Source organism: Bradyrhizobium murdochi (genome assembly GCF_000472965.1).
In the GTDB taxonomy this organism is placed as follows: domain Bacteria; phylum Pseudomonadota; class Alphaproteobacteria; order Rhizobiales; family Xanthobacteraceae; genus Bradyrhizobium; species Bradyrhizobium murdochi.
Genome location: NZ_AXAU01000001.1, coordinates 1259398 through 1283096 on the forward strand (window position 1 = coordinate 1259398; position 23699 = coordinate 1283096).

Here is a 23699-nt window from a genome sequence, read left to right on the forward strand (position 1 = left end):
AGAGTGCAGCAAAGTACCGATTAAACGCCGAGATAGGTGTGGAGCTTGTCCATATTGGCCGACAACTCCGAATTCGCAAAACCGTCGATGACCTTACCGTGCTCGACGATGTAGTAGCGGTCGGCCACCGTGGAGGCGAAGCGGAAATTCTGTTCGACGAGCAGGATGGTAAAGCCTTCCGACTTCAGCCGCGCGATGGTGTGACCGATCTGCTGGATGATGACGGGCGCCAAACCTTCGGTCGGCTCGTCCAGCATCAGAAACCGCGCGCCGGTGCGCAGGATCCTTGCGATCGCGAGCATTTGCTGCTCGCCACCCGAAAGCTTGGTGCCCTGGCTGTTGAGGCGCTCCTTCAGGTTCGGAAACAATTCGAAGATCTGGTCGAGCGACAGCCCGCCACTGCGCACGATCGGCGGCAGCAGCAGGTTTTCGCGCACGTCGAGGCTTGCGAAAATGCCCCGCTCCTCGGGACAGAATGCGATGCCCAGACGCGCTATCCTGTCGGACGAGGCGCGCGTGATGTCCTGACCGTTAAAACGGATCGAACCAGTACGCTTGCCGATAATTCCCATCACCGACTTCAGCGTCGTGGTCTTGCCGGCCCCGTTGCGGCCGAGCAGCGTGACCACCTCGCCCGCCTTCACATTGAAGTTGACGCCGTGAAGGATATGCGATTCGCCGTACCAGGCCTGCAGGTCGGAAACGGAAAGAATCTCCGCGCCCGCCGGTTTGGCGGTGGCTTCGGCCATTTTCAACTCAGGCATGACCGGCCCCCAGATAGGCTTCCTTGACGCGCTCGTCCTTGGACAATTCGGCGTAATTGCCTTGCGCCAGCACCTGACCGCGCGTCAGCACCGTGATGATGTCGGACAGGTTGGCGACCACGGAGAGATTATGTTCGACCATCAGGATGGTGTGCCTCGCCGAGATGCGCTTAATCAGGGCTGCGATCTTGTCGATGTCTTCATGACCCATGCCCGCCATCGGCTCGTCGAGCAGCATCATTTCCGGGTCGAGCGCCAGCGTCGTCGCAATCTCCAGCGCGCGCTTGCGTCCATAGGGCATCTCGACCGCCGGTGTGTTGGCGAACTCGCTCAAGCCCACGTCGTTCAGCAAGTCGAGGGCGCGGCCGTTAAATCGGTCGAGCACGCGCTTGGAGCGCCAGAAATCGAACGAGCTTCCATGCTGGCGCTGTAGCGCGACACGAACGTTTTCCAGCGCCGTCAGGTGCGGAAACACCGCCGAAATCTGGAACGAACGCACCAGCCCGAGGCGAGCCACATCGGCCGGCGCCATCGCGGTGATGTCCTGCCCCTTGTACAGGATCTGCCCTGCAGACGGCCTCAGAAACTTGGTCAACAAGTTGAAGCAGGTCGTCTTGCCGGCGCCATTCGGCCCGATCAACGCATGAATGCTGCCGCGCCGTACCTTGAGGGCGACATCGCGAACGGCGAAGAAACCCGCGAATTCCTTGGTCAATCCGTGGGTTTCGAGAATGAACTCATCAGCCAAACAAATTTCCCCCTCAGCCGTCTCCGCGAGTTCGCCCGCGCGCGGCCAGTTTTTTCCCTGTTCGGGCAGGCTCTGCTGGAGGTCTGGAAACCGCCCGAGCCCGCCGCCTCCGGCCGGAATATGCCGTCAACGCGATGGATTACGCAAGGCGGAATGCTGCCACGCCCGACCGCGCGCTTGCGGTTCCGGATGCGCCATAAGTCGAATGGTCCCGCCGGCGCGGCTCGGCGGGGCCACGGGCCACGCTCAACCGTAACCTCGCGCCGGCAAGCCATCGTTAACGGTGTTTTGCCGCTATCGGGCGCGCTTTCACACAATGTTTTCCCCTCGGGGCGCATCATCTCGCGGTTTCGATCGTGTAGGAATTGCCGCCTTGAAATTTGAAAGCGCCGGACCGTCGGTCATCAAATCTATCAAGCAGCGCGACCTGCTGAACACCTGGCTGCGGCTATACGCCCGCGACCAATCGATACCGCGCACGGCGGAATACCAGCCGGCGCGGATCGAGGACGAACTTCCCGATTTGGTCCTCTACACCGTCGATACCAGCACCCAGCCGCCGCGCCTGACCATCCAGAGCGACGGCACGCGGATGTCGACGGCTTATGGAAATACCGGCAAGGGCCGCTATCTCGACGAGTATCTCGGCGCAAGGCTCGCTCCGATCGTGATGCCCCTTATGAATGCATCGCGCGCCGCCTGCCTGCCTATACCATCGCCAATATCGACGACATCTACGGGCGGATCGTCGCCTATGAGCGGCTGTTGCTGCCGTTCTCGGATGACGGCAGCGTCACCCATATCATCGCTTCGCTGAAAACGATCAGCGAGGACGGCGGCTTCGAGATCAAGAATCTGATGCGCGGAAGCGACCAACTGCCGGTGCCGAAGCTTCGCGCCATCATCGACCGCGATCTCTTCCATCGCGCGCCCGGCCGCATTCCATCCGGCGATGAACTCGAATTCGACTAGGCCTTCCGCCCGCGCGGCTTCGACGCCACCTCGCTCGCATAGATATCCGGCTTGAACCCGACCAGCAATTTGCCGCCAAGATCGAGCACCGGCCGCTTGATCATCGAGGGCTGCGCCAGCATCAGCGCCAACGCCTTGCACTCGTTGAGGCCTTCCTTGTCGCCGTCGGGCAGCTTCTTGAACGTCGTCCCGGCGCGGTTGAGCAGCGTTTCCCAGCCAACATCGTCGGACCATTGCTTGAGCTTGTCCTTGCCGATGCCGGCAAGCTTGTAGTCGTGAAAGTCGTAGGCCACGCCGTGATCGTCGAGCCAGGCGCGCGCCTTCTTCATCGTATCGCAGTTCTTGATGCCGTAGATGGTGATTGGCATTGTCGTTGCATTTCCGGAATTCGTTATTGGTCCTGCCGGACCGGATTAGAATTAAGCAGATCGGCGAATCTATCATAGACTGACGCATCATTCCGTGCCGGGACCAGCCGATGGAATTCACCGTATTGTTTCTGGCCATAGTCATCGTAATGCTGATCGCTTGGCGCGGTCGGCGTCCGCTGGCGCTCGGCCTGTTCGGAGCCGTGCTGATCGCGTGCATCGCCACCTATCTGCATCACGCGACCGATACGCTGAAATTGTCGTTCTGAGGGACGCATGACCCAGGCGCGCGCCATTACGTTGAATGCACTCAGCCTCTACGCGGTGGCGCTGGTGCTGGCGGCGGCCTATGCGGCGCAGTTCATTCTTCATGAGCTGCCCTGCCCGCTCTGCCTGCTGCAGCGGATCCTGTTCGCGGCGCTCGCCGTCGGCCCGATCCTCAATATCCGCTTCGGCCCCCGTCCCAGCCATTATGCGATGTCGCTGCTGGCGGCAGTGGCAGGCGCCGTCGCGTCGACGCGCCAGGTGCTGCTGCATATCATGCCCGGCGACGCCGGCTACGGTTCGGCGTTGCTCGGCTATCACTATTATACCTGGGCGCTGATCGGCTTCATTACGGCCATCGTCCTGCTTGCGGCTATCCTGCTGTTCGACCGCCAGTTCGAGGGAGACCGCGCCGTGCTGCCGGCCACCGGCGGCGCCTTCGCGCAAACCGCGGTATGGCTCGTGATCGCGCTCACGGCGGCCAATGTGGTAACCACGCTGCTCGAATGCGGCTTCGGCGCCTGCGCTGACAACCCGGTGGTGTACGAACTGCTCAAGCGCGCCGCTTAAGACCGCTTGGGTATGTCGAGCCCGCGCTGCACCGCCGGCCGGGCGAGCCCGCGTTGCAGCCATGCCGGCACCTGCTTCAGCGTATCGAACGCGACGAGATCGCGCGCACCGTAGAAGCCGATCAGGTTGCGTACCCAGCCGAGCATGGAAATGTCGGCGATGGTATACTCATCGTCCATGATCCATTGCCGTCCGGCGAGATGCGTCTCCACTACCTCAAGGAGGCGTCTCGACTCGGCGACGTAACGCTCGAGCGGCCGCTTGTCCTCATATTCCTTGCCGGCGAACTTATGAAAGAATCCGACTTGGCCAAACATCGGGCCGATCCCACCCATCTGGAAGTGCAGCCACTGGATAGTCTGGTATCGCCGCGCCGGATCGGCCGGCACAAGCTTGCCGGTCTTCTCGGCGAGATATTGCAGGATCGCGCCGGACTCGAACAGCGGCAGCGGTCTGCCGCCGGGACCATCCGGATCGAGGATGGCCGGTATCTTGCCGTTCGGATTCAACGACAGGAATTCCGGCGTCTTCTGGTCGTCCTTGTTGAAGTCGACCAGATGCACCTCGTAGGGCAAGCCAATCTCTTCGAGCACAATCGAAACCTTCACGCCGTTTGGAGTCGGCAGCGAATAGAGCTGAAGGCGGTCGGGATGTTTGGCGGGCCAGCGTTTGGTGATCGGGAAGGCGGAAAGATCGGACATCAAAACTCGTTTTGCATGGTTGTTGTTGCGCGGCTAATGTACGGCCGATGCCGCACATAACAAGGGTTCGCGCCGTTCATGACCGATCAACCGTCTCCGGCGAAGCTCGGCCTGACTGATGAGGAGCTTGCGGCTCGCCCGACCCTGTTCGCGGCCGATGCGCTGAAGGATCAGGTCGCCGTTGTAACGGGCGGCGCCGGCGGCATTGGGCGGGCGATCGCCTGGCTGTTTGCGCGGCTGGGCGCGCATGTCGCCGTGGTCGGGCGCGACGGCGGCAAGCTCGACGCGCTCGTCGCCCAATTGACGGGCCGAGGCCTCAAGGCATCCGCGCGTGTCGCCGACATCAGAGACCCTGACGCAGTCAACGCCCTGTTCGATACGATTTGGGCCGCACGAGGCCGCCTCGACTGCGTCATCAACAGCGCCGGAGGGCAATTTCCCCAAGCCGCGATCGATTTTTCGGTGAAGGGCTGGAATGCCGTCATCAACACCAATCTGAACGGCACCTGGTACATGATGCAGGCCGCCGCGCAACGCTGGCGCGACCACAAGCATCCCGGCAGCATCGTCAACATCGTGGTTGTAACGACGCATGGGCTCTACGGCATCGCACACACGATTGCTGCACGGAGCGGCGTCATCGGGCTCTCCCGCGCCGTCGCAGTCGAATGGGCGCCGCTGAACATCAGGGTCAATTGCGTGGCGCCCGGCGCGATCGAAACCGAAGGCTGGAACGTGTATTCGCCGGAGGCCCGCGCCGCCTACCCACGCTCGAACCCGATGATGCGCGTCGGCTCGCCCTGGGACGTTGCCGAAGCCACTGTCTTTCTCGCTGGTCCTTCGGCCAAATTCGTCACCGGCGAGACGCTGACCGTGGACGGCGGCGGTCAGCTCTGGGGCGAAACCTGGACCACCGGCAAGCCGGCGTATTTCGGCGGCGATGACAAGTGACACGCTGAAAGCCGGATTCTCATGACACGCTATCGCCTCGCCATCTTCGACTTTGACGGCACGCTTGCCGATACGATCGAGTGGTTTCGTGCCTCCTTTCAGGACGTGATCGCGCGTTTCAATCTCAAATCGGTCACCCCGGAGGAGCTGGAAGGAATGCGCGGGCTGTCCGCACGGGAAATCATGGCGAGGCTTGGCGTGTCGACATGGCAGCTTCCGGCCATTGTGAACGACATGCGAAAGCGCAAGCTTACGGCGGCGAACGAGACATCGCTGTTTGCCGGGATCCCCGAGATGCTCGCCGACCTTCAGCGCCTTGGTGTCAAGACCGCGATCGTCAGCTCCGATAGCGAGGCATCCGTCCGGCAAGTGCTCGGTCCCGCCACCGCCCTGATCGGCCGATTTGACTGTGGCGCCGCAGTGTTCGGCAAGCACTGGAAGTTTCGACGGGTCGCGCGACGGCTGGAAGCAAGCCCCGCGGAAACGATCTGCATCGGCGACGAGATCCGTGACATCGAAGCCGCCAATGCGGCCAGTATGGATTCGGGCGCGGTGGCGTGGGGCTATGCCACCCCGGCCGCGCTTAAAGCGGCGGGACCTACGCATTTCTTCAACTCGATCGAGGAGATGGTGCAGCGGCTTGCGGCGGCGAAATAACGCCGCTCGGGGCTTCCGCTGTTTTTCGCTGCCGGTGGCCATCATCCGCACAGACACCATCGCGCGAGATGCCGATGGCCCCTCTGGCTGTGCACGAGCACGAACTCCGTCACAGTCCAGCCAATCGGTTCGATCGGATACTCATCCACGCTGCGCGCGTCATATAGCAACGTTACGTGCGGCGTGAAATTCGTGTTGGCGAGCCGCCTTAATCCTCTGCGCGCCATCGCGGCACCAAGCATTTGCCGAAACGACTGCAACCGGCACAATCCCTTCTCGCCAATCAGGACAAACGGACGATTGCCCGGCCCCCCGCGGAAACTAGCTGTGCGATCGAACGAGACCTCGAACGGTTCGGTCCGCAATTCCGCGGCCGCCTCGCAGGCGGCGCAAAACTGGCGTTGCGGCAACCCGCCCAGCGAAAATAGCGAAACGTGCAGCCGGTCTGGCGCGATGAGCTTGCCGTTGAAGCAATGGGCGCGCTTGAGCACGCCCGCCAGCCGGTGAATTCGCGCTGCTGTGCCCGCGTCGGGAAGAGCCGCGAGGAATACTTGGCCACTACTAGACCTTGCAAAGCCGTCCATGATAACGCAGCACAAATCATGAACATAAGATTGTGGCAAGGCCCAAATACAACTCGTTCAGGCAAGTTCCCGCAGCCTCATAACACACACCCGTAATGCGCCGACGACACCAGGCGGATGTACTTGTCGTGCACCGATCCCGGTCGCGTCGCAGCCAACGAGGCCGGCGCGCGCCAGTCGGCCATGCGGCGGGCGATCTCTTCCGCTGACACTTCGAGATTCAAGGTGCGGGCGCCTGGGTCGATGACAATGGTATCACCGTCGCGCACCGCAGCGATCGGGCCGCCCGCGCGGCTTCCGGCGAGACGTGGCCGATCAGGATGCCGTGCGAGACGCCGGAAAAGCGGCCGTCGGTAATCAGCGCGACATCCTCACCGAGACCCTGACCCTGCAACTGAATGGTCAGCATTACCATTTCCGGCATACCTGGCCCGCCCACCGGGCCGACATTGCGCACGACGATGACGTTGCCCGGCGCGATCTCACCGGCGCGGATCGCGGCCATCGTATCGGCCTCGGACTCGAATACCCGTGCGGTGCCGCGAAATTGCCCCTTCTCGAGGGTCTTGCCCGATAATTTTAGCAGGCAGCTCTCCGGTGCGAGATTGCCCTTCAGGACGCTGATGTGATTGTTCGCCGGCGCGATCGGTTTCGACACCGGAAAAACGATCTCCTGCAGCGGCATCTCATCCAGCGTCGGAACATCGGCGAGATTTTCTGCCAGCGTCTTGCCGGTCGCCGTCATGACGTCGCCATGCAAAAGACCCGCGCGCAGCAGTTCCTTCATGACCACTGGCACGCCACCGATCGCATGCAGGCTGCCCATCGCGAACGGACCGTGCGGCTGCAAATTGGCGAGCAGCGGGACGCGCTCGCCGACCGCTTGGATGCGTTCGATCGTGATCGGCACCTGGGCCTCGCGCGCGACCGCGAGCAGATGCAGGTACATGTTGGTCGAGCCGCCCATCGCATAGACGGTCGTGATCGCATTTTCGAAAGCGCGCTCGGTCATGATGTCGCGTGGCCGGATGCCCGCCTGCATCATCAGGTACAGCGCGTCAACCGAGGCGCGGGCCTGCGCGCGGACATCGGCGTGAATATCGCTGCCGGCGTTATAGTCAGCGGAATGCGAGGCGCCGCGCGGCAGCATCATGCCGATCGATTCCGCGATCGTGCTCATGGTGTTGGCGGTAAACATCGCGCCACAGGTGCCGCTGCCCGGCATCACGTTGCGCTCGACTTCCAGCAGTTCCTCGCCGGAGAGGCGGCCGGACTCATTGGCGGCACGCGCCTCGGCGTAATCCATGATTGTCAGATTGTTACCTTTGCTCGCCCATGCGCCGAACGAAACGCGGCCCGGCGTGCTGGTGCCGGGATAGAGCACGAGGCCGAAAGCATTGGTGCGCGCCAGCGGCATCAGCGCGGCGGCTCCCGTCTTGTCGCAGCCGGAGATCACGATCATCGCGTCGCCGTGGTGTGCGTAATGACCGATCTCGAAACAGTCGGCAACGACATCGCGCGATGCGAGGCTATAGCCCGCCGTCGGCGTGCCCTGCGTCAACGCATCCGACACTGCCGGCGCCCCGACGACCAGCCCCTGCCCGCCGCGCTCGGCAAGAATTTCCACCAGGAGATCGGTGATGGCGCGAACGCGGTTGTTGCAGCGATGAGCGTTGGTCCAGGCGCTGGCGATGGTCACCACTGCACTGGTCTCCGCGACGCGGTCCGGATCGAATCCGGCAGCGCGCAGTTCGACACGCGATCGCTTCCAATAGGTGCTGCTGTCTTCCGTTGTCATCGGGCGCTCCAAGTCTTCTGATGGACTGCACGGACGTTAGCGTCCGGCCTGATTGACACTGAAACGAATTTAGCCCGTCTTGCCGTCGTCAAAACTGACGATCACAGCGGCGTTGGCGATGATGATGGAGTCGCTTCCGCTCTCGGCAGGAATTTCCAGCCCGCCCTTTACCGCCGTCACATTCACCGTGCCGTAAGGCAGTTCCTTTGCAACGGCTGCAGTATCGACCCCGCTCGGGTCTGGAACCGCGACGGTAACCTCCACGAACATATCGTTGGCGGTCTTTCCCAGCATCCGGAAGAAGCCGAGGCTGGAGTGGCGGATAGCGTCCGAGACGGCGCGCTTGGCGGCCTTGGTCGCATCGCATCCGTGAACGTCGACGCCCATGCCCATTTCGGTGATACAGCGAACGCGTGCCATCGGATTTCCTCTTGTCGTTTGTCGCGTGGTCGTTTTCGGTGAAGCCTTCTCTCAATCCTCGCTTACGGCCACGGCGTCAAGCCGCGGCGCAGAAGTGCGCGACGGACATGCGCATGCATCTCGCGGCGCGATTTCGCCCGAGATATGCGGAAATCTCGGCGCCCCGAAATGAGAGGGCGCAGGGAATGCCGGGTGCTTTGCTGCACCCGCGGTCTCGTGTGCAAATGCACTTAAGAAATGCGCACACGAGCATACAGGTACAGCCGGAGCAGCCCGGCATTCCCTGCGCGATGGGTTGACGGCTTATGCCGNGCTCTCCCTGGAGACGAATTCCTCTTGCCTCCATCGCCGACAGATTAGCGATTCATCGAACCCGGTCGGGTTTCGAAGAACCTCCGCCGGCTTAACACCAGCCACGGGTGCCAGGACCACACGGTTTTGCCGTACGCAGCTTCCTCTGCCAGAGACTTCGACCGGCCAAGTGCTTGCCAGCCGAAGACCTGACGGAGGCGTTTAAGCGCCGTACGTCCTGCGCGCTGTGTTCGCTCACGGATAACCGCCCTGCGATCACATCCACGCGCCCGACGCTGCCGCGTCCACCGCAACCCGCCCCAACGTCAGTGACGATGGCCAACGCCCCCTCTCTCGGGACGGGATGGCCAGAGTTTTACCGGTGATTTGGGTCTGGTGCGAAGCGGAATATTTTTGATTCCAGGGCTTGACGTGATTTCTGAAAATCAGAAGTGATTTGTCGCACCGGATGTCAGCATAATTCGCGCAGGAACCGATATCGGCCAAAATCGTTTTCGATCGGGGTCCAATTCGAGGATCAGTCTTGCAAGGCGACTCCGAAATTCTGTTCTGGCGCCGAACGGACGTCGCCGGGGTGGAGCGATTGGCGCTCCATATTTCCGCTGACGCGGTCTCGGCAGAATCGACCGTGATCTGCGTGGAGGACGGCGGCTTTCGCCTCGACCACCGTTGGAGACTGACGCCTGACTGGCGAGCTCAATCGCTGGACGTAGACCGATGGGGCCCGGGCGGCCACACCCACCTCACCCTTGAGCGGACGGATGGCGGCTGGTGCGTCAACGGCCAACAACGTCCCGATCTCGACGGTGCGGAAGAGCCCGACCTTTCGGTCACCCCCTTCTGCAACACCTTCCCTATCCGCCGGACACCTGCCGGAGCCCGACAGAGCCTCACGCTCGATACTTGTTTCGTGGACGGTGCGGCCATGACGATACAGCGCTCCCGTCAACGATACGACCGTCTCGGTCCGGATCGGATGCGTTACGTAGATCTCGGCGTCTCGGCAGGCTTTGAGGCGGAGCTCGAGGTGGATGATCGGGGTCTGGTACTTCGCTATCAGCACCTTTTTGAACGCGTGACACCTGTCTGACGAAGGCGGCGATAAATCGCTGACCAAAAGGCCACCCATGCCGAGCTGACTAGGGCGTGGCCTCATTACGCGCAGCCAGCCATAGCCGGATGGATGCGAGCTGGACGAAGGCAAGATAGTTGACGGCAAGCTTATCGTAGCGTGTAGCAACCCGACGACATTCTTTCCGAACGGCGCCTTTGCCCCAAAGCCGGCTGTCGGTGACGTCGCCTCTTGGCCCGACGCCAATCATGGGTCAACGTCGGGGCCGCGGATTGACATTTCTCTCTGCGGGGAGATTGCATGGCGCGCGCAGCTTGGCTGTACGGACCTCGTCATGAAGCTTATTGCGCACCGTGGATGGTCCGCGGGTCCGGGTGAAAACTCGCTCGCCGCGTTCGCACGTGCCGCCCGTGACGGCAGAATATCTGGCGTCGAATTCGACGTCTGCCTTGCAGCGGATTCCGACACATTGGTGGTGTCACACGAACCGCCGCCTCATGTCGAGAATGCGCTTACCCTCGATGCGGCACTGTCGCTTCTTTCACCGACTGACCTTGACCTGTTTGTGGAGGTGAAGGAGACGGGACTTGCCTCTAGGGTCATCGAGAGGCTGGTTGCCAGCAACGTAGCCCGTCGCTCAGTCGTATTTGCCTTTGCCGCCGTCGCAAGATCCTTTCCGTGGGAGGGTGCGCGACCGGTGCGCCTGGGTATCATCGTCAAATACCCGTGGAACCTGAATCGTGCGGTGCGCAGGTATGCGCCGGATGTCCTCCTGCTCGGCTGGGACGCGCGCGCTTGGACGCGAGTCGCGTTTCGCGCCTGGTGGTCCGTTTTCTCACTTGAGCAGCTTGCGCGACGCCACCACGTGCCGGTTGTGGTAGGAATCGTGCAACGCATGGACGACCTTCATTGGCTCTCGCGGCAGCGCCTCTACGGGGTGGTTGCCGACGTCGGTCGCACTATCGGCCGCAGCGCCAGACCTGATTAGGCCGCGCAAATCCGTTCGTCGCCCGTGAACTATTCGAAAGCAGCTGACAAATCGGCCTGATCTGGCGTGGGAAACCGGCTCTTTCGGTGACGTCGCCTTCTGGCCACTTTGAGACATGCCGACGAACGACCAGAATGTCTGTTTATTAAGGTAGACCGGAAGTGATGCGCCGGCCGTCAGGATGACGCGAATGACCCATATGAGACATCAAGCCAGCTTGCTTTCCTTCGAAGATTAGTCAATATCGGCCGCATGACTGTCGTGATCACCTTCGCAAACTTGTGGTGGCGCTCCACCTAGGAGCGGCACGGCTTTGTCATTCACCCAACCGTCGCCGCCGTTCATCGGCTTGCGAGGTTGCCTGCATCAACAGTCCGATTGAATGGCGGTTCCTATCTGGAGAACCGCGATGCAACATTCGTCAGCTACCCTCCCTGTTATCTTGACCGGCGACAGAACCACCGGTCCGTTGCACCTGGGGCATTACGTCGGTTCGTTGAAGAACCGCGTCACGCTACAGACGACGCACCAGCAGTACCTACTGCTGGCGGATGCCCAGGCACTCACAGACAACGCGCACAATCCTGGTGGGGTGCGTGACAATGTCCTTGAGATCGCGACAGACTACCTGGCTGTCGGGATCGACCCGAACCTGACCACGATCTGTCTTCAATCGCATCTCCCGGCACTTGCCGATTTGACCCTGCTGTACATGAACTTTGTCACGGTCGCGCGGCTTGAGCGCAACCCAACCATCAAAGACGAAATCCAGGCGCGCGGTTTTGGCCGAGATATTCCTGCAGGCTTTCTTTGCTATCCCGTCGCCCAGGCCGCCGACATCACTGGTTTCAAAGCGACGATTGTCCCGGTTGGGGAAGATCAAGCTCCATTGATCGAGCAAACCAATGAGATTGTTCGCCGCATCAATCGCCAAGCTGGTGCTGACGTGTTGCCCGAAGCTCGCGCGCTTGTTCCTCGCGTCGGACGCCTTCCCGGCATCGACGGCAAGGCCAAAATGAGTAAATCGCGAGGCAATGCTATTCAGCTGTCAGCCAGGGCCGATGAAATACGTGAGGCTGTCCGGCGTATGTTCACTGATCCAAACCATATAAAGGCATCCGACCCAGGTCGCGTCGAAGGCAACGTGGTCTTCACGTACCTGGATGCGTTCGACGATGATCACATTGCGGTAGAGGAATTGAAAGCGCGATATATCCGCGGCGGTTTGGGCGACGGCATTGTGAAGAAACGTTTGGAAGATGTGCTGCAGGCACTTCTCGCGCCAATCCGAGACCGTCGCCGCGCACTCGCTCGTGATCCCAGCCATGTTCTGCAAGTCATCAAGCGCGGCACTGCGCAAGCGCGTGAGATAACAGATGCTACCTTGCGCGATGTTCGCGCCGCGCTTGGTCTGTTCACGCTGAACTAATCGGATTGAGGCCAAACCGTGGAATGTCCGGGTTTTGCCCTTCTGCGACATCGGGCTATGTCCGCTATTCCGCCGCTGTTGAGGGTTGAGCGGACATCAAGTCAGTCGCTTAATGAGTACACGCCCTAATTTCGCACACCCGATGACGATGTCGCGCTGCCGGGCTTCATCGGCGCGAGATCAGCTTCAGCCAGGGCGCCGAATGGAAGGCGCTCATCAGCAAGTACATTGGCACCATGCCCCCCACCGGCGATGCGTTTGCAGCCGAGCAAAGCGGATCCAGCGGACCACCGCCAACCACGGCGGTAAGCAGCGCCATGATTGCGAAGGTCGGCGCGGCCGCAAGCGATAGCCATCTGACTATGCCGGCCGCGGCGCCTTCGTCATCACAGCTCGCCGCGCAGGGCGCGTTGCTGTGAGAGGCCTCGCTCATCCCTTCGTGCCTGCGCTCTGCTTGCGGAACGCGGCCTCTCCGGCGTCCGACACCTCGACCCATCTCTTGTCGGGTGCTGCGCCTTCGACGTAGCTGTCGTGCCAATTCCACCATTTGTACGTCGGAGTCTGAGGATATCCTTCGGGCGAGTCCTCCCAGACCTCCTGGCGGCCGAGCGGCGTGATGTCGAGGTAATTCCAGGTGCCTCCCATCTGCTCGTCGCCGCGGTTGTTGATGAAGTAAGTGCGGTAGATCTTGTTGCCGTCGCGGAAGAACACGTTGGTGCCGTGCCATTCGCCGACGTCGAAGTCGGTGTCGAAGCTGTCGGTGATGGTGTACCAGGGGATCAACTCCCATCCCATTCGCTTCTTCAGGCGCGCGATGTCCGGCTGCGGCGCGCGCGAGGCAAACACGAGCGTGGTATCGCGGGCGTTGAGATGGGCGACGTGGGCGACCTGGTCGGCCACCATCGAACAGCCGCGGCAGGCATGGTCGGGCCAGCCGAACACGCCGGGCTCGAAGAAGGCGCGGTAGAGGATCAACTGATGACGGCCCTCGAACAAGTCGAGCAAGCTCGCCGGGCCGTTGGGCCCCTCGAACCTGTACTCCTTCTCCACGGCCAGCCACGGCATGCGCCGGCGTTCGGCGGCGAGCGCGTCACGGGCGCGGGTCGCGGCCTTTTCCTTCACGAGCAATTGCTGGCGGGCCGCTTCCCATTCCTGTGCCGAAACGGTGTGAATCTGCATGGCTAACCTCCTGTTTGTTGGGATGTTCGTTACTTGAGCTTCGACTTGCAGCGTCAGGCCGGCAGACGCGCGTCGTATTCCTTCATGAGGCCGCTCCAGCCATCCCAGAACGGCGCCGGCTCCTCTCCGCTCGCACGGGCGACCAGAACATCGAGATGCATGTGCCAACCGGCCATGTGCTTGAGCAGCGTGGCGCGGTCGGGGAAGCGCCGATGGGTGACCGTGAGCAGCACGCCCTTGCCTTTGGGCTCCAGTTCGAACGTGACGTCACCGGTACTGTTCCAGGTGATCGACAATTTTCGGGGTGGATCGAATTCGGTAATCCGGCTCTGCATGCGATGCTCGCCGCCGAAGCCGGCCGGGCGCTCGCCCGGCGGGTCCGTCAATTCGTCGTTGCGCCAGACGAGCTCGAAGGGCGCGCCGACCTTCGTGTCCATGTCGCCAGCCGCCATCCATTTGCGGCGCAACTCGCTGTCGGTGAGATAGGCCCAGATGCGCTCGATCGGGCCGGGCAGCAGCCGCTGGATTTTCAGCGTCGCGGGCTCGGGCAAACTGCCGTACGCGTCGGGCTTTGTCGTTGAATTCATCGCTCTACTCCGTCACCGATTTTGATTTGGATTTTGATTTCGCCCGGTCCTCTTCGCGCAGCAGAGCTTCCAGCCTGTCGAGCTTTGCGGTCCAGAAACGCTCGTAACGCTTCAGCCATGCATCGGCTTCCGCGAGCCGCGCCGCCTCGAGGCGGCAGAGATGGGAGCGACCGCGGATCGTGCGTTTGACGAGACCGGCATTCTCCAGCACCCGCACGTGTTTCGAGGCGCCGGCGAAGCTCATGTGAAACGGCGTCGCCAGTTCCCCGATTGTCAGCTCCCGTTCCGCCAGACGACCAAGCATCGCCCGCCGCGTTGGGTCCGCGAGGGCGTGAAAAACGGCGTCGAGATGGGCACTACGTTCAACCATTTGGTTTACAATAGTCGCGCGACGCTAATTGTCAACCAATCGGTTTAACGTTTTCGTGATGAGATTTGGGCCTAGTCCGGCACGGTATACACGGCGCAGGGCGACGCAATGCCGCGCAACTCATGCGTTCCCAGCGGGATCAGTTTTGTAGTGGTTTCGGCGGCGAGTGCGCCTGATATCAGCACCGTCCGACCGAGCGGCCGACAAAGCCCTTCCAGCCGGCTCACCAGATTGACCGCGGGACCGATCGCCGTGAAATCCAGCCGGTCGGCCGCACCGACATTGCCCCACAGAATTTCACCGAGATGCAATGCGACGCCGAACGACAGCGGCGGCAGCCCCTGCTCTCGCCGTGCGTCGCCGAGATGCGCCATCCCAGCCTGCGCCGAAGCGACGGCCCGGAGCGCAGCGTCGCAGGCATTGCGGGGAGATGGACCGGTGACCGGAAAGATCGCCAGCACGCCGTCGCCGATGAATTTCAACACCTCGCCGCCGAAGGCATGGACAGCGCCGGCAATGCAATCGAACCAGGCGCCGAGCGCGGCAATCACCGCCGCGGGAGGCTCGGCCTCGGACAGTGCCGTGAAGCCGCGTAGATCGGCAAACAGCAGCGCGGCCCGGATGTTCTCGCCGACCTCGCGCCGCAGCGGCCCCGTCAGCACGCGGGCGGCGCTTCGCTTGCCGAGATAGGCCTCGAGCGCAGCGGTCACGGTCGCGCGCGCCGAAAGCGCGGCGAGCGGCGCTGCAGCGAAGCGGGCGGCATCGCGCAGGCGATCAGACTCCGCTTGCGTGAACGGCCGCGGTCCGATCCAGCCAAGCATCGGCCCGTCCGATCCAAGACTCACATCATCTTGGCTCACATTATCTTCATGCACCGCTCCGCCTGCGAGCCCGGCCAACCAGCTCCGGCCGGCGTCGCCGGACAAATTCCCCGCCGCTCCGAATCCCGCCGGAGCGAACCCCACGGCCTCGATCACCGCCCCATTCTCGGCGCGCCATAGCCAAGTCCGACGGGCGACGATCGGATGCGGCACGGCAAGCGTCAGCGCTCCGCCGGCGAGCGGCACGCCGTCCTCGATCAGGCGCGTGCCGAGTTCGGCCAGGAACCGGTCGGCGCCCGGCGAAGCGCTGGCTGCATCGACCAGCCATGTCAGCGTCGAACTCAGTTGCATGGATCGATCATGCGGCAGCGATGTTGCATTGTCACCCACGGCGCTTAATTTAGGCACTCGCTGGTTGCATCAGCGCGGCCTGCCAACGACCCACGAGGTTTTCGATGACTGAATCGTTTGTGCTCCAGCGCGAGACCCACATCGCCGCCCCCCGCGCCAGCGTGTTCGCCTTCCTGACGGACCCTGAGAAGATCGTGCAATGGATGGGAAGCGAGGCAGTGACGGAGATGCATCCGGGCGGCATGTACCTCCTGAAAGGCGTCGGCAGCTCCACGGCGCGCGGCGCGTTCCGCGAGGTCGTGCCGGTTCACCGTCTCGCCTACAGCTTTGGCTGGGAAGGCAATGAGGAAGTGCCGCCGGGATCGAGCCTGATCGAGATCGATCTGATCGAACGGGACGGCGGCACGCTGTTGCGCATGACCCATAGCGGCCTGCCCACCGAGTCAACCCGCGACGCCCATTCCAAGGGTTGGGCGCATTATCTCGACAGGTTGACCAAGGTAGCCGCCGGCCAGGACCCCGGGCCGGACGGCGGACCGAGCGGCACACACAACGTGTAAGAATGGCATCGGTCGAGGCGTGCATCGCTGGACGATCAGTCCTGTTTCTTCAACACCGTCACGTGAAGACGGCGGCGGATTTCCATCCCCTGCCGCCGGTAGAGCGCGATGGCCGAATGATTGTTGGTGAAGACGTGCAGGAACGGAATTTCGCCACGCGATACAATCTGGCGCGAGATGGCGGATAGCAGCATCTGTCCGTAGCCGCGGCCGCGATGGGACGGATGCACGCAGACAGCGGTGATCTCGGTGTATTGAGCCGGCTTCATCCGCTCGCCGGCCATCGCGACAAGCTGGCCGTCGACGCGGATGCCGAGAAAGGTGCCGAGCTCATGGGTCCGCGCGCTGAACGGGCCCGGCTTGGTGAGCTCCGTGAGTTCGATCATCGCGGAAACGTCGTCGGCGCCGAGCGTGACGATATCGACGCCATTGGCCGGTGTTTCAACCGGCGTTCCAATCATCTGTTCACCAGTGTCCGCCAGCGCGATCTTGAATTCGGCAGGCGGCTTCACGGGATCCGGCGTGAACAGCACGGCGATGTCCTGCGGCGACATCAGCCCGGCGAGCACAGCAAAGCTTTCAGGCGACATGTCCGCCATCGCTGCGAAGGGCGTGATCTCGGTCGGATAGCGCCGCGCGCGGGCATCGCCTTCGGCCAATGCCTGATGCGTAGTCGTGAGCGCCGTCCAGATCGGATAATCGAGGGGGTGGCTGGAGCTGTCGTGAACGGACATCGGACTACCTTCATTCAATGGCACGACAACCTTAGCGGTAATCACTGATGTCGGCTACCTTGCCGCCCTCCCGGACCTCGGCGGTGTAGCGCCAGATGTCCGGGCGCGAGCCGTCGATATCCGTAAAGCCATAGTGGCGGGCGAGTTCGCCGGCGCTGACCGATTTCTGATTCCACCTGGCGCGATCGGGATCGGCGGCGAGCGCAGCCACGGCGCGGCCGACATAGCGCGGCGATTCCGACAGCGCGAAATCGGGCGGCGCATGGTGCCTGCCGCCTCCCGGCTCCGCCAGCGCCTCGCGCCAGGTCGTTTCGCTGACGCCGAAATTCTCCAGCATCATCTCGGAGCGCAGCCATCCCGGCGTGATCGCAACCGCCGTGGCCCCATGCGGTGCGAGTTCGTGGCCTTGCGAGTAGGCGAGACGGTTCACGCTCTGCTTGACGAGATCGTAGAACACCGAGATCCGGTAATGCTGCGCATTGTAGTCGGCGGTGCCGTCGGTGACTTCGACGAGCAGGCCGCCTGCCTGCGCGATCAGCAGCGGCAGCAGATAATGCGAAGTCACCAGATGCGTCTCGATGCCGAGCCGCAGAATCCGCAATCCCTTTTGCAGGTCGAGCTTCCAGATCGGCGTATTCCACTCGGCGGGCCCGCCCTTCAGCCGTTCGGCGCCCCAGATGTCGTTCACCAGCACGTCGATGTGGCCATGCTCGGCGCGGATACGCTCGGCCAGCGCCGCGACCTGCAAAGGTTCGAGATGATCGACGGCGATGGCGACGCCTTTGCCGCCGAGGCTGGTCACGAGCTCGGCCGTCTCCTCGATCGTCTCCGGCCGGTCATAATCGGATCGCGTTGGAGCATCGGTGCGGGCGCTGCTGCGCCCCGTGCAGATCACCGTGGCACCCGCCTCTCCGAGCGCGGCGGCAATGCCGCGGCCGGCGCCGCGCGTCGCGCCCGCCACCACGGCGATACGTCCGGCCAGCGCGCCTTCATGTGAGACCATGCTCATCCTCCCCTCACCTTCACGCGCCGTTGCAGTCCGATCGCATCGAAGCGCCTGCGCGCATCATTCCGCTTTCTCTGCCGTCGCCTCGATCAGATTATCGCGGAGCTTGACGACGTTTTCCTGCAGCCGCGCGAACTCGTCTGGCTTCAGTCCGGTAGAGGCCACGAGATTCATGTGCATGCCCTTCTCGCGCAGCCGGCGGCCAGCCTCGGTCAGGCTGATGCGCACCTGCCGCTCATCCGCGGGATCACGCTGGCGACGCAGATAGCCCATCTGCTCCAGCTTTTTCAGGATCGGCGTCAGCGTGTTGGACTCCAGGAACATCTTCTCGCCAAGCTCACTCACAGTCTGGCCGTCCTGCTCCCACAACGCCACGATCGCGATCCATTGCGGGTAGGTCAGGCCGAGTTCATCGAGGCCCTTTTTGTAGGCCCGCCCGAAGGCAAGGTTGGCCGAATAGATCGCAAAACACAGGAAATCGCCAAGCCGCCGCTCGCCTGCGGCCGGCTTCGGCTTCTGGCTGGCCTTTGAATTATCTCTCGAATTGTCCCTGGAACCGGTCCGCGGCCCGTCGTTCAGTTTCATGGAGATCGTCCTTTCCGACACGAACATGTGAAGTCTCGCACCCATATATATCGCATCCGATTAAATCGGAAGGGTTGACACTCTGCACCCGAGCCGCTTTATATCGCATACGATCTTATCGCACGCTATGTAACCCGGTGCGCCGGAAGCATTCCCGCCACCACAACATCAAGGAGAGAACCATGTCAGACCTCAAGGAACGCACCAGCACCACTTCCAAGGCCGCTTCGGCGGTCGACCTGAAGCTCGAAGTCATCGTCATCCCGGTTTCCGACGTTGAACGCGCCAAGCAGTTTTATGCAAAGCTCGGCTGGCGGCTCGACGCCGATTTCGCCGGCCCTGACGATTACCGCGTGATCCAGTTCACGCCGCCCGGCTCCAACGCCTCGGTCATCTTCGGCAAGAACGTCACCCCTGCCGCGCCCGGCTCCGCGCAGGGCCTCTACCTGATCGTCTCGGACATCGAGGCCGCCCGCAACGAGTTGCTCGGCCGCGGTGTTGCGATCAGTGAAGCCTTTCACGCCGGCGGCGACGTGCATGTCGGTTCGGACGAGCCCTATCTGTTCGGGCGGGTCCGGCTGAGCGGCCCGGATCCGGAACGCGGCAGCTACCGCTCCTATGCCTCGTTCAGCGATCCCGATGGCAATGGCTGGCTGCTGCAGGAAGTCACCGCGCGATTGCCCGGGCGCGTTGACGCCAACGCGACGGCCTTCAATTCGTCGGCTGATCTCGCGAGCGCACTGCGCCGTGCGGCGGCTGCCCATGGCGAGTACGAGAAGCGCAACGGCGGCCGGCACGATGAGAACTGGCCGGACTGGTACGCCGAATACATCGTCCGCGAGCAGAGTGGCCAGCAGCAGGCGGCATGAGCAGGCTTCGCGATCGTTGCACGCAAGTTCGATGAATTTCCCAACACCAAAGGAGATCAACATGACCAGGATGAATAAGATGCAACTCATGGCGATGGCGGCGATCGTTGCCACTGCCGTTCTGGCGCCGTTTGGCGCGCAGGCGCAACAGAGCGGAATTACCCGAACCGATCTGCAGCGGCACGATCTCAGTGCACAGGGGCGCGAGGCCATTCAGGTCCGCGTCGATCTCGCTCCCGGCGTGGCGTTCGGCAAGCACACGCATCCCGGCGAAGAGATCATCTATGTCCTCGAGGGCCAGCTCGAGTATCAGGTCGGGGACAAACCGCCGGTCACACTCAAGGCCGGCGACGTGCTGTTCATTCCAGCCGGAACACCGCATTCGGCCAGGAATCCCGGCAACGTCACCGGCAGCGAGCTCGCCACCTACATCGTCGAAAAGGGCAAGCCGCTTCTCACATTGATGAAGTGACCGTAGCAGCCTGCAGCTACAAGGAGAGCCCGACATGATCGAGATTGCGTTGGCGTTGGCGGCTGGCCTCTTGACGGCGGCGGCCCCATGCATCCTGCCATTGCTTCCGGTCTTGCTGGGCGCCTCCATCGGCCGGCAGGACCGGTGGCGGCCGCTCTTTCTCGCGGCCGGATTCATCATCGCCTTCTCCGGCTTCGCGATCCTGTTCGGCTCCTTCTCGACCGTGCTTGGCTTGTCGCACGACACGCTGCGGACCGTCTCCGTCATCCTGCTCGGCAGCTTCGGCGTATTACTGTTGTGGCCGCAGCCATACGAGCGGCTCATGACGAGCTTTCACGGCCTGCTTTCATTCGCCGACAACATCGTCGCGCGTGCCGGATCAGGGAATGCAGGGGGTCTCGTTGTTGGACTGACGCTCGGCGTGCTCTGGACGCCGTGCGCCGGGCCGGTACTCGGCTCCATTCTCGCGCTGATCGCAACTTCGGAAAACCTGGCCCGCGCTGCGCTGCTGCTCGTCGTCTACGCTGTCGGAGCCGGCATTCCGATTTTGCTGATCGCCTACGGCGGACAATACGCGACCACGCAAGTGCGTAGGCTTGCGCCCTACACTGTCGCCTTGCAGCGAACATTTGGTGCGGCGGTGCTCCTCGTCGCGCTGGCCTTCTACACGCAATACGACAGCATCGTCGCTGTCTGGCTTTCGGTGCTCTATCCGAATCTTCAACTGGGATTATGACAATGCGCAAGCTTCTCAGCCTGATCGTCCTTGTTTTCGTTGCCGTTCTTGCCATTGCGCAGTTTGGCCCTTCCGCCCTGCTCAGCAACGAACCCACGCAGCAGGACTCCCGGCCTGCGCCGGAGTTTTCCGAGATTTCCGCCTGGCTGAATTCGCCGCCGCTGACGGTGGAGAGCCTCCGCGGCAAGGTCGTGCTGGTTCAGTTCTGGACCTACTCCTGCATCAACTGCCTTCGCACGTTGCCCTATGTCACCAAGTGGCATGAGCAGTACAAAGACAAAGGCCTTGTCGTGGTCGGCGTGCACACGCCTGAATTCGCCTTCGAGAAGGAACGCGCGAATGTCGAGACCGCCGTCAAGCGCCTGGGCATTCATTATCCTGTGGCGCAAGACAATCAATATCGTACTTGGCGCGCCTTCGGAAATCAGTACTGGCCAGCCGCGTATCTGATCGACAGGTCCGGAACGATCGTTGCGACGCAGTTCGGCGAAGGCGGCTATCAGCAGATGGAAAACGCCATCGCGCGTCTTGTCGGCGAAGCCATGCCCACCGCGCAAGCAACCGATCCGGATCTGAGCGCCGTCGCGACGCCCGAATTGTATTTCGGTTCCGAGAAGAACGATGGCGCCATCGTCGAGGCGCAAGACGCTACGCGCGGCGAACGGGCCTACACGCTGCCGGACAACGTGCCGCCGAACCGGTTCGCCCTCTCCGGCCTCTGGAACGTGACGGGCGATCGTGCCACCTCCTCGGCAGACGGCGACGAAATCCTGCTTCGTTTCAATGCGCGCAAAGTCAATCTAGTCGCTGGCAGCGTGTCGCCGCAGACATTGTCCGTGACCGTCGACGGAACGCCTCAGCCGCCAGTCACCGTCGATGGAAGCAGGCTTTATCCCCTCTACGCCGGCCCCGGTGGCGAGCACGTGTTGCGGCTGAAAGCGCCCAAGCCCGGCCTGAGCGCGTACACCTTTACGTTCGGCTGAACGCGACCGTGCGTGCGACGCCGCGACTTCCAATTCAGCCGTCAAATAGCGTGGGCGTATGGGGGCCGCAGCCTGTGGGGACGTGTCAACCCTCGACTTGACCTGCCGGCCCTCATGCAATATCAATTGTTACATGAAACGAGACAGTAGACTATCAGGCGTTCTTCACGTGCTCCTGCACATGGCCGAGCGGAAGGAGCCGGTGACTTCCGAAGCGCTCGCACGGGCCATGGACACCAATCCCGTTGTGATCCGGCGGATCATGTCCGGACTGCGCGATCAGGGCTATGTGCGATCGGAGAAAGGCCATGGCGGCGGATGGACTCTCGCGCGCGACCTCGCGACGATATCGCTGCGGGATGTCTATCAGGCGCTCGGCCAGCCTTCGCTGTTCGCCTTGGGAAACAGAACGGAAGCACCGGGCTGTCTTGTCGAGCAGGCCGTGAATGCTGCGCTCGACCGGGCGTTTGACGAGGCGGAGGCGCTGTTGCTGTCGCGCCTGAGTGCCGTGACGCTTGCAACGTTGAGTGCCGATTTTCAGAAGCGCCTGGGCGACCGGCGCAACCGTCATCGTCTGGAGATCGCCCATGCATCATGACGCGGCGGCTAACGCCTTGTTGGCCCACTTCTCCGATCCCGACGCGGTCGCGCGCTATGCGGCTGGACCGCCGCGCTTCGTGCCCGGCTTTGCGGACCTTCACCGCATGACCCGCATCCTGCTGGCGGAACAGGCTGAGCAAGACGCACGGGTACTGGTCGTCGGCGCGGGTGGCGGCCTGGAGTTGAAGGCATTGGCGGAGGCAGAGCCGCGCTGGAGGTTCGTTGGCGTCGATCCCGCCTCCGAGATGCTGAAGCTGGCGGAGCAGACGCTGGGGCCCTTCAATGCGCGCGTGCAGTTGCAGCAGGGCTATATCGACGATGCGCCCGATGGGCCGTTCGATGCCGCCACCTGTCTGCTCACGCTGCATTTCCTCGATGTCGACGAACGGCGGCGGACGGCCAGGGAAATCCACCGCCGGCTCAGACCCGGAGCGCCGTTCGTGGCCGCCCATTCCAGTTTTCCGCAGCAGGACAGCGAGCGGACGCGATGGCTATCGCGCTATGCCGCCTATGCGATCGCCTCCGGCGCCGATCCGAACCAGGCCAACACGGCGCGTGCGGCGGTCGAGGCGCGATTGCCCGTGCTCAGTCCAGAGCAGGATGCGCAAATTCTGCGTGAGGCCGGGTTCCGGGACGTGGAGTTGTTCTACGCCGCCTTTACCTGGCGCGGCTGGATTGCGTATGCGTGATAGTCAGGCATCCTGATTCAGTCGTCCAAGCAACACATCATGACCATCCGTCCGATTGTCAGATATCCCGACCCTCGCCTTACGCTCCCGGCGCAGCCGGTGACCGTGTTTGACGACGCGCTGCGCGACCTGGCGCGAGACCTGCTCGAGACGATGCACGCCGCGCCCGGCATCGGAATCACCGCGCCGCATGTCGGTGTCTTGCTGCGGGTCGTGGTGCTCGACCTCGACCCCATCAATGGCGCGCGCACCTATATCAATCCCGAGATCGTCTGGGCCTCGCCTGAAATGATCATGCATCAGGAAGGCAGCGTCTCGATGCCCGGAGTTAACGACGAAATTCGGCGTCATGCGCGCGTTCGGATCAGCTATCACGACGTCGACGGCAATGCACACACCGAGGAATCCGAGCGGCTGCGCGCCGTCTGCCACCAGCATGAGATCGATCAGCTCAATGGTCTGTTCTGGATCCAGCGACTATCCCGCCTGAAGCGTGAGCGGTTGATCAAGCGTTTCGAGAAGCTCGCGCGCGGCTGAGATTGTAAGAAACGCCGTCATT

At 62.5% G+C, this 23699-nt stretch carries 29 protein-coding genes and 3 pseudogenes; 16 read left to right on the forward strand and 16 right to left on the reverse strand.

Annotated elements, in window-relative coordinates:
- Positions 1–20: 20 nt before the first annotated feature.
- Both YUO_RS0106505 and YUO_RS0106510 read right to left on the reverse strand, forming a co-directional pair.
- Positions 21–764 (reverse strand): ABC transporter ATP-binding protein, encoded by a 744-nt coding sequence (locus tag YUO_RS0106505; RefSeq protein ID WP_028346541.1) that lies wholly within the window; start codon positions 762–764, stop codon positions 21–23.
- Positions 757–1512 (reverse strand): ABC transporter ATP-binding protein, encoded by a 756-nt coding sequence (locus YUO_RS0106510; protein WP_028346542.1) that lies wholly within the window; start codon positions 1510–1512, stop codon positions 757–759. The genes YUO_RS0106505 and YUO_RS0106510 overlap by 8 nt, the downstream gene beginning before the upstream one ends.
- 316 nt (positions 1513–1828) lie before the next feature.
- On the opposite strand from YUO_RS0106510, the pseudogene YUO_RS39940 reads away from it, so the two are divergent.
- Positions 1829–2484 (forward strand): annotated as a pseudogene (locus YUO_RS39940) (PAS domain-containing protein).
- Here the strand turns inward: YUO_RS39940 and YUO_RS0106520 are convergent.
- Complete coding sequence (locus YUO_RS0106520; RefSeq protein ID WP_028346543.1) at positions 2481–2852, reverse strand: ArsC family reductase; 372 nt, start codon at positions 2850–2852, stop codon at positions 2481–2483. The pseudogene YUO_RS39940 and the gene YUO_RS0106520 overlap by 4 nt on opposite strands.
- A 110-nt stretch (positions 2853–2962) precedes the next feature.
- On the opposite strand from YUO_RS0106520, the gene YUO_RS47085 reads away from it, so the two are divergent.
- Positions 2963–3121, forward strand: coding sequence for a DUF5993 family protein (locus YUO_RS47085; protein WP_198027979.1), 159 nt, complete (start codon positions 2963–2965; stop codon positions 3119–3121).
- A 7-nt stretch (positions 3122–3128) separates the two neighbouring features.
- Positions 3129–3686 carry a disulfide bond formation protein B gene (locus YUO_RS0106530; RefSeq protein ID WP_028346544.1) on the forward strand — a complete coding sequence of 186 codons (558 nt, stop codon included), beginning with the start codon at positions 3129–3131 and terminating at the stop codon, positions 3684–3686.
- On the opposite strand, the gene YUO_RS0106535 is transcribed toward YUO_RS0106530, so the two are convergent.
- A complete protein-coding gene (locus YUO_RS0106535) occupies positions 3683–4387 on the reverse strand; it encodes a glutathione S-transferase family protein (RefSeq protein ID WP_028346545.1) in 705 nt (234 codons plus the stop codon). The genes YUO_RS0106530 and YUO_RS0106535 overlap by 4 nt on opposite strands.
- Before the next feature lie 78 nt (positions 4388–4465).
- On the opposite strand from YUO_RS0106535, the gene YUO_RS0106540 reads away from it, so the two are divergent.
- Positions 4466–5338: an SDR family oxidoreductase gene (locus tag YUO_RS0106540; protein ID WP_028346546.1), complete on the forward strand. Its 873-nt coding sequence runs from the start codon at positions 4466–4468 to the stop codon at positions 5336–5338.
- A gap of 21 nt (positions 5339–5359) precedes the next feature.
- Positions 5360–5995, forward strand: a complete 636-nt coding sequence (locus tag YUO_RS0106545; protein WP_028346547.1) for an HAD hydrolase-like protein — start codon at positions 5360–5362, stop codon at positions 5993–5995.
- A gap of 41 nt (positions 5996–6036) precedes the next feature.
- Here YUO_RS0106545 and YUO_RS0106550 read toward each other — a convergent pair whose 3' ends face one another.
- The 3 genes and pseudogenes from YUO_RS0106550 to YUO_RS0106560 all read right to left on the reverse strand — a co-directional run bounded on the left by YUO_RS0106550 (position 6037) and on the right by YUO_RS0106560 (position 8797).
- The gene (locus YUO_RS0106550) at positions 6037–6579 is read right to left on the reverse strand and encodes a 2'-5' RNA ligase family protein (protein ID WP_028346548.1); all 543 of its coding nucleotides are present in this window, start codon (positions 6577–6579) and stop codon (positions 6037–6039) included.
- Between the two features lie 77 nt (positions 6580–6656).
- A pseudogene (locus tag YUO_RS39945) lies at positions 6657–8377 on the reverse strand (dihydroxy-acid dehydratase domain-containing protein).
- 69 nt (positions 8378–8446) lie between these two features.
- The gene (locus YUO_RS0106560) at positions 8447–8797 is read right to left on the reverse strand and encodes a Lin0512 family protein (protein ID WP_028346549.1); all 351 of its coding nucleotides are present in this window, start codon (positions 8795–8797) and stop codon (positions 8447–8449) included.
- An 835-nt stretch (positions 8798–9632) separates the two neighbouring features.
- On the opposite strand from YUO_RS0106560, the gene YUO_RS44575 reads away from it, so the two are divergent.
- Positions 9633–10199 carry a putative glycolipid-binding domain-containing protein gene (locus tag YUO_RS44575; RefSeq protein WP_083754481.1) on the forward strand — a complete coding sequence of 189 codons (567 nt, stop codon included), beginning with the start codon at positions 9633–9635 and terminating at the stop codon, positions 10197–10199.
- Positions 10200–10248: 49 nt separating this feature from the next.
- Here the strand turns inward: YUO_RS44575 and YUO_RS44580 are convergent.
- Positions 10249–10365 (reverse strand): annotated as a pseudogene (locus tag YUO_RS44580) (IS5/IS1182 family transposase); the annotation flags it as partial.
- A 150-nt stretch (positions 10366–10515) separates the two neighbouring features.
- On the opposite strand from YUO_RS44580, the gene YUO_RS0106570 reads away from it, so the two are divergent.
- Both YUO_RS0106570 and trpS read left to right on the forward strand, forming a co-directional pair.
- Entirely contained in the window at positions 10516–11169 is a 654-nt protein-coding gene (locus YUO_RS0106570) for a glycerophosphodiester phosphodiesterase (protein WP_028346551.1), read from the forward strand.
- A gap of 409 nt (positions 11170–11578) precedes the next feature.
- Positions 11579–12598: a tryptophan--tRNA ligase gene (gene trpS / locus YUO_RS0106575; protein ID WP_028346552.1), complete on the forward strand. Its 1020-nt coding sequence runs from the start codon at positions 11579–11581 to the stop codon at positions 12596–12598.
- A gap of 166 nt (positions 12599–12764) precedes the next feature.
- Here trpS and YUO_RS0106580 read toward each other — a convergent pair whose 3' ends face one another.
- The 5 genes from YUO_RS0106580 to YUO_RS0106600 all read right to left on the reverse strand — a co-directional run bounded on the left by YUO_RS0106580 (position 12765) and on the right by YUO_RS0106600 (position 15906).
- Entirely contained in the window at positions 12765–13031 is a 267-nt protein-coding gene (locus YUO_RS0106580) for a hypothetical protein (protein WP_028346553.1), read from the reverse strand.
- Complete coding sequence (locus tag YUO_RS0106585; RefSeq protein ID WP_051379255.1) at positions 13028–13777, reverse strand: DUF899 domain-containing protein; 750 nt, start codon at positions 13775–13777, stop codon at positions 13028–13030. The genes YUO_RS0106580 and YUO_RS0106585 overlap by 4 nt, the downstream gene beginning before the upstream one ends.
- A 53-nt stretch (positions 13778–13830) precedes the next feature.
- On the reverse strand, positions 13831–14364 hold the full coding sequence (locus YUO_RS0106590; RefSeq protein WP_028346555.1) for an SRPBCC family protein: 534 nt from the start codon (positions 14362–14364) through the stop codon (positions 13831–13833).
- Between the two features lie 4 nt (positions 14365–14368).
- Positions 14369–14734, reverse strand: a complete 366-nt coding sequence (locus YUO_RS0106595) for an ArsR/SmtB family transcription factor (protein WP_028346556.1) — start codon at positions 14732–14734, stop codon at positions 14369–14371.
- Between the two features lie 71 nt (positions 14735–14805).
- Positions 14806–15906 (reverse strand): adenylate/guanylate cyclase domain-containing protein, encoded by a 1101-nt coding sequence (locus YUO_RS0106600; protein ID WP_028346557.1) that lies wholly within the window; start codon positions 15904–15906, stop codon positions 14806–14808.
- A gap of 104 nt (positions 15907–16010) precedes the next feature.
- Between YUO_RS0106600 and YUO_RS0106605 the strand changes: the two genes are divergently transcribed.
- Positions 16011–16466 carry an SRPBCC family protein gene (locus YUO_RS0106605; protein WP_028346558.1) on the forward strand — a complete coding sequence of 152 codons (456 nt, stop codon included), beginning with the start codon at positions 16011–16013 and terminating at the stop codon, positions 16464–16466.
- A gap of 35 nt (positions 16467–16501) precedes the next feature.
- Here the strand turns inward: YUO_RS0106605 and YUO_RS0106610 are convergent, their stop codons facing one another.
- From YUO_RS0106610 to YUO_RS0106620, 3 genes are all read right to left on the reverse strand, one after another.
- A complete protein-coding gene (locus YUO_RS0106610) occupies positions 16502–17200 on the reverse strand; it encodes a GNAT family N-acetyltransferase (RefSeq protein WP_028346559.1) in 699 nt (232 codons plus the stop codon).
- A gap of 31 nt (positions 17201–17231) precedes the next feature.
- Positions 17232–18203: an SDR family oxidoreductase gene (locus tag YUO_RS39950; protein ID WP_198027981.1), complete on the reverse strand. Its 972-nt coding sequence runs from the start codon at positions 18201–18203 to the stop codon at positions 17232–17234.
- Positions 18204–18266: 63 nt separating this feature from the next.
- Positions 18267–18791 (reverse strand): MarR family winged helix-turn-helix transcriptional regulator, encoded by a 525-nt coding sequence (locus tag YUO_RS0106620; RefSeq protein ID WP_051379292.1) that lies wholly within the window; start codon positions 18789–18791, stop codon positions 18267–18269.
- A 182-nt stretch (positions 18792–18973) separates the two neighbouring features.
- Here YUO_RS0106620 and YUO_RS0106625 point away from each other — a divergent pair, with 182 nt between their 5' ends.
- The 7 genes from YUO_RS0106625 (at position 18974) to YUO_RS0106655 (ending at position 23677) form a co-directional block, all read left to right on the forward strand.
- Complete coding sequence (locus YUO_RS0106625) at positions 18974–19660, forward strand: VOC family protein (protein ID WP_028346561.1); 687 nt, start codon at positions 18974–18976, stop codon at positions 19658–19660.
- Positions 19661–19730: 70 nt separating this feature from the next.
- A complete protein-coding gene (locus YUO_RS0106630) occupies positions 19731–20132 on the forward strand; it encodes a cupin domain-containing protein (protein ID WP_028346562.1) in 402 nt (133 codons plus the stop codon).
- Positions 20133–20166: 34 nt separating this feature from the next.
- Positions 20167–20868 carry a cytochrome c biogenesis CcdA family protein gene (locus tag YUO_RS0106635; RefSeq protein ID WP_028346563.1) on the forward strand — a complete coding sequence of 234 codons (702 nt, stop codon included), beginning with the start codon at positions 20167–20169 and terminating at the stop codon, positions 20866–20868.
- Between the two features lie 2 nt (positions 20869–20870).
- Entirely contained in the window at positions 20871–21851 is a 981-nt protein-coding gene (locus YUO_RS0106640) for a thioredoxin family protein (protein ID WP_051379257.1), read from the forward strand.
- Between the two features lie 133 nt (positions 21852–21984).
- Complete coding sequence (locus YUO_RS0106645; protein WP_028346565.1) at positions 21985–22449, forward strand: Rrf2 family transcriptional regulator; 465 nt, start codon at positions 21985–21987, stop codon at positions 22447–22449.
- Positions 22439–23140 carry a class I SAM-dependent methyltransferase gene (locus tag YUO_RS0106650; RefSeq protein ID WP_028346566.1) on the forward strand — a complete coding sequence of 234 codons (702 nt, stop codon included), beginning with the start codon at positions 22439–22441 and terminating at the stop codon, positions 23138–23140. Before YUO_RS0106645 ends, YUO_RS0106650 begins: the two co-directional genes overlap by 11 nt.
- Positions 23141–23179: 39 nt before the next feature.
- On the forward strand, positions 23180–23677 hold the full coding sequence (locus YUO_RS0106655) for a peptide deformylase (protein ID WP_028346567.1): 498 nt from the start codon (positions 23180–23182) through the stop codon (positions 23675–23677).
- The last annotated feature ends 22 nt before the right edge of the window (positions 23678–23699 follow it).

Coding starts and splice junctions, on each gene's coding strand:
- YUO_RS0106550 (WP_028346548.1), bottom strand. CDS start 6,579: ATGGACGGCTTTGCAAGGTCTAGTAGTGGCCAAGTATTCCTCGCGGCT.
- trpS (WP_028346552.1), top strand. CDS start 11,579: ATGCAACATTCGTCAGCTACCCTCCCTGTTATCTTGACCGGCGACAGA.
- YUO_RS0106520 (WP_028346543.1), bottom strand. CDS start 2,852: ATGCCAATCACCATCTACGGCATCAAGAACTGCGATACGATGAAGAAG.
- YUO_RS39950 (WP_198027981.1), bottom strand. CDS start 18,203: ATGGTCTCACATGAAGGCGCGCTGGCCGGACGTATCGCCGTGGTGGCG.
- YUO_RS0106600 (WP_028346557.1), bottom strand. CDS start 15,906: ATGCAACTGAGTTCGACGCTGACATGGCTGGTCGATGCAGCCAGCGCT.
- YUO_RS0106590 (WP_028346555.1), bottom strand. CDS start 14,364: ATGAATTCAACGACAAAGCCCGACGCGTACGGCAGTTTGCCCGAGCCC.
- YUO_RS0106655 (WP_028346567.1), top strand. CDS start 23,180: ATGACCATCCGTCCGATTGTCAGATATCCCGACCCTCGCCTTACGCTC.
- YUO_RS0106640 (WP_051379257.1), top strand. CDS start 20,871: ATGCGCAAGCTTCTCAGCCTGATCGTCCTTGTTTTCGTTGCCGTTCTT.
- YUO_RS0106570 (WP_028346551.1), top strand. CDS start 10,516: ATGAAGCTTATTGCGCACCGTGGATGGTCCGCGGGTCCGGGTGAAAAC.
- YUO_RS0106620 (WP_051379292.1), bottom strand. CDS start 18,791: ATGAAACTGAACGACGGGCCGCGGACCGGTTCCAGGGACAATTCGAGA.
- YUO_RS0106580 (WP_028346553.1), bottom strand. CDS start 13,031: ATGAGCGAGGCCTCTCACAGCAACGCGCCCTGCGCGGCGAGCTGTGAT.
- YUO_RS0106540 (WP_028346546.1), top strand. CDS start 4,466: ATGACCGATCAACCGTCTCCGGCGAAGCTCGGCCTGACTGATGAGGAG.
- YUO_RS0106530 (WP_028346544.1), top strand. CDS start 3,129: ATGACCCAGGCGCGCGCCATTACGTTGAATGCACTCAGCCTCTACGCG.
- YUO_RS0106505 (WP_028346541.1), bottom strand. CDS start 764: ATGCCTGAGTTGAAAATGGCCGAAGCCACCGCCAAACCGGCGGGCGCG.
- YUO_RS0106610 (WP_028346559.1), bottom strand. CDS start 17,200: ATGTCCGTTCACGACAGCTCCAGCCACCCCCTCGATTATCCGATCTGG.
- YUO_RS47085 (WP_198027979.1), top strand. CDS start 2,963: ATGGAATTCACCGTATTGTTTCTGGCCATAGTCATCGTAATGCTGATC.
- YUO_RS0106560 (WP_028346549.1), bottom strand. CDS start 8,797: ATGGCACGCGTTCGCTGTATCACCGAAATGGGCATGGGCGTCGACGTT.
- YUO_RS0106630 (WP_028346562.1), top strand. CDS start 19,731: ATGAATAAGATGCAACTCATGGCGATGGCGGCGATCGTTGCCACTGCC.
- YUO_RS0106650 (WP_028346566.1), top strand. CDS start 22,439: ATGCATCATGACGCGGCGGCTAACGCCTTGTTGGCCCACTTCTCCGAT.
- YUO_RS0106605 (WP_028346558.1), top strand. CDS start 16,011: ATGACTGAATCGTTTGTGCTCCAGCGCGAGACCCACATCGCCGCCCCC.
- YUO_RS0106585 (WP_051379255.1), bottom strand. CDS start 13,777: ATGCAGATTCACACCGTTTCGGCACAGGAATGGGAAGCGGCCCGCCAG.
- YUO_RS0106635 (WP_028346563.1), top strand. CDS start 20,167: ATGATCGAGATTGCGTTGGCGTTGGCGGCTGGCCTCTTGACGGCGGCG.
- YUO_RS0106595 (WP_028346556.1), bottom strand. CDS start 14,734: ATGGTTGAACGTAGTGCCCATCTCGACGCCGTTTTTCACGCCCTCGCG.
- YUO_RS0106645 (WP_028346565.1), top strand. CDS start 21,985: ATGAAACGAGACAGTAGACTATCAGGCGTTCTTCACGTGCTCCTGCAC.
- YUO_RS0106545 (WP_028346547.1), top strand. CDS start 5,360: ATGACACGCTATCGCCTCGCCATCTTCGACTTTGACGGCACGCTTGCC.
- YUO_RS0106625 (WP_028346561.1), top strand. CDS start 18,974: ATGTCAGACCTCAAGGAACGCACCAGCACCACTTCCAAGGCCGCTTCG.
- YUO_RS0106535 (WP_028346545.1), bottom strand. CDS start 4,387: ATGTCCGATCTTTCCGCCTTCCCGATCACCAAACGCTGGCCCGCCAAA.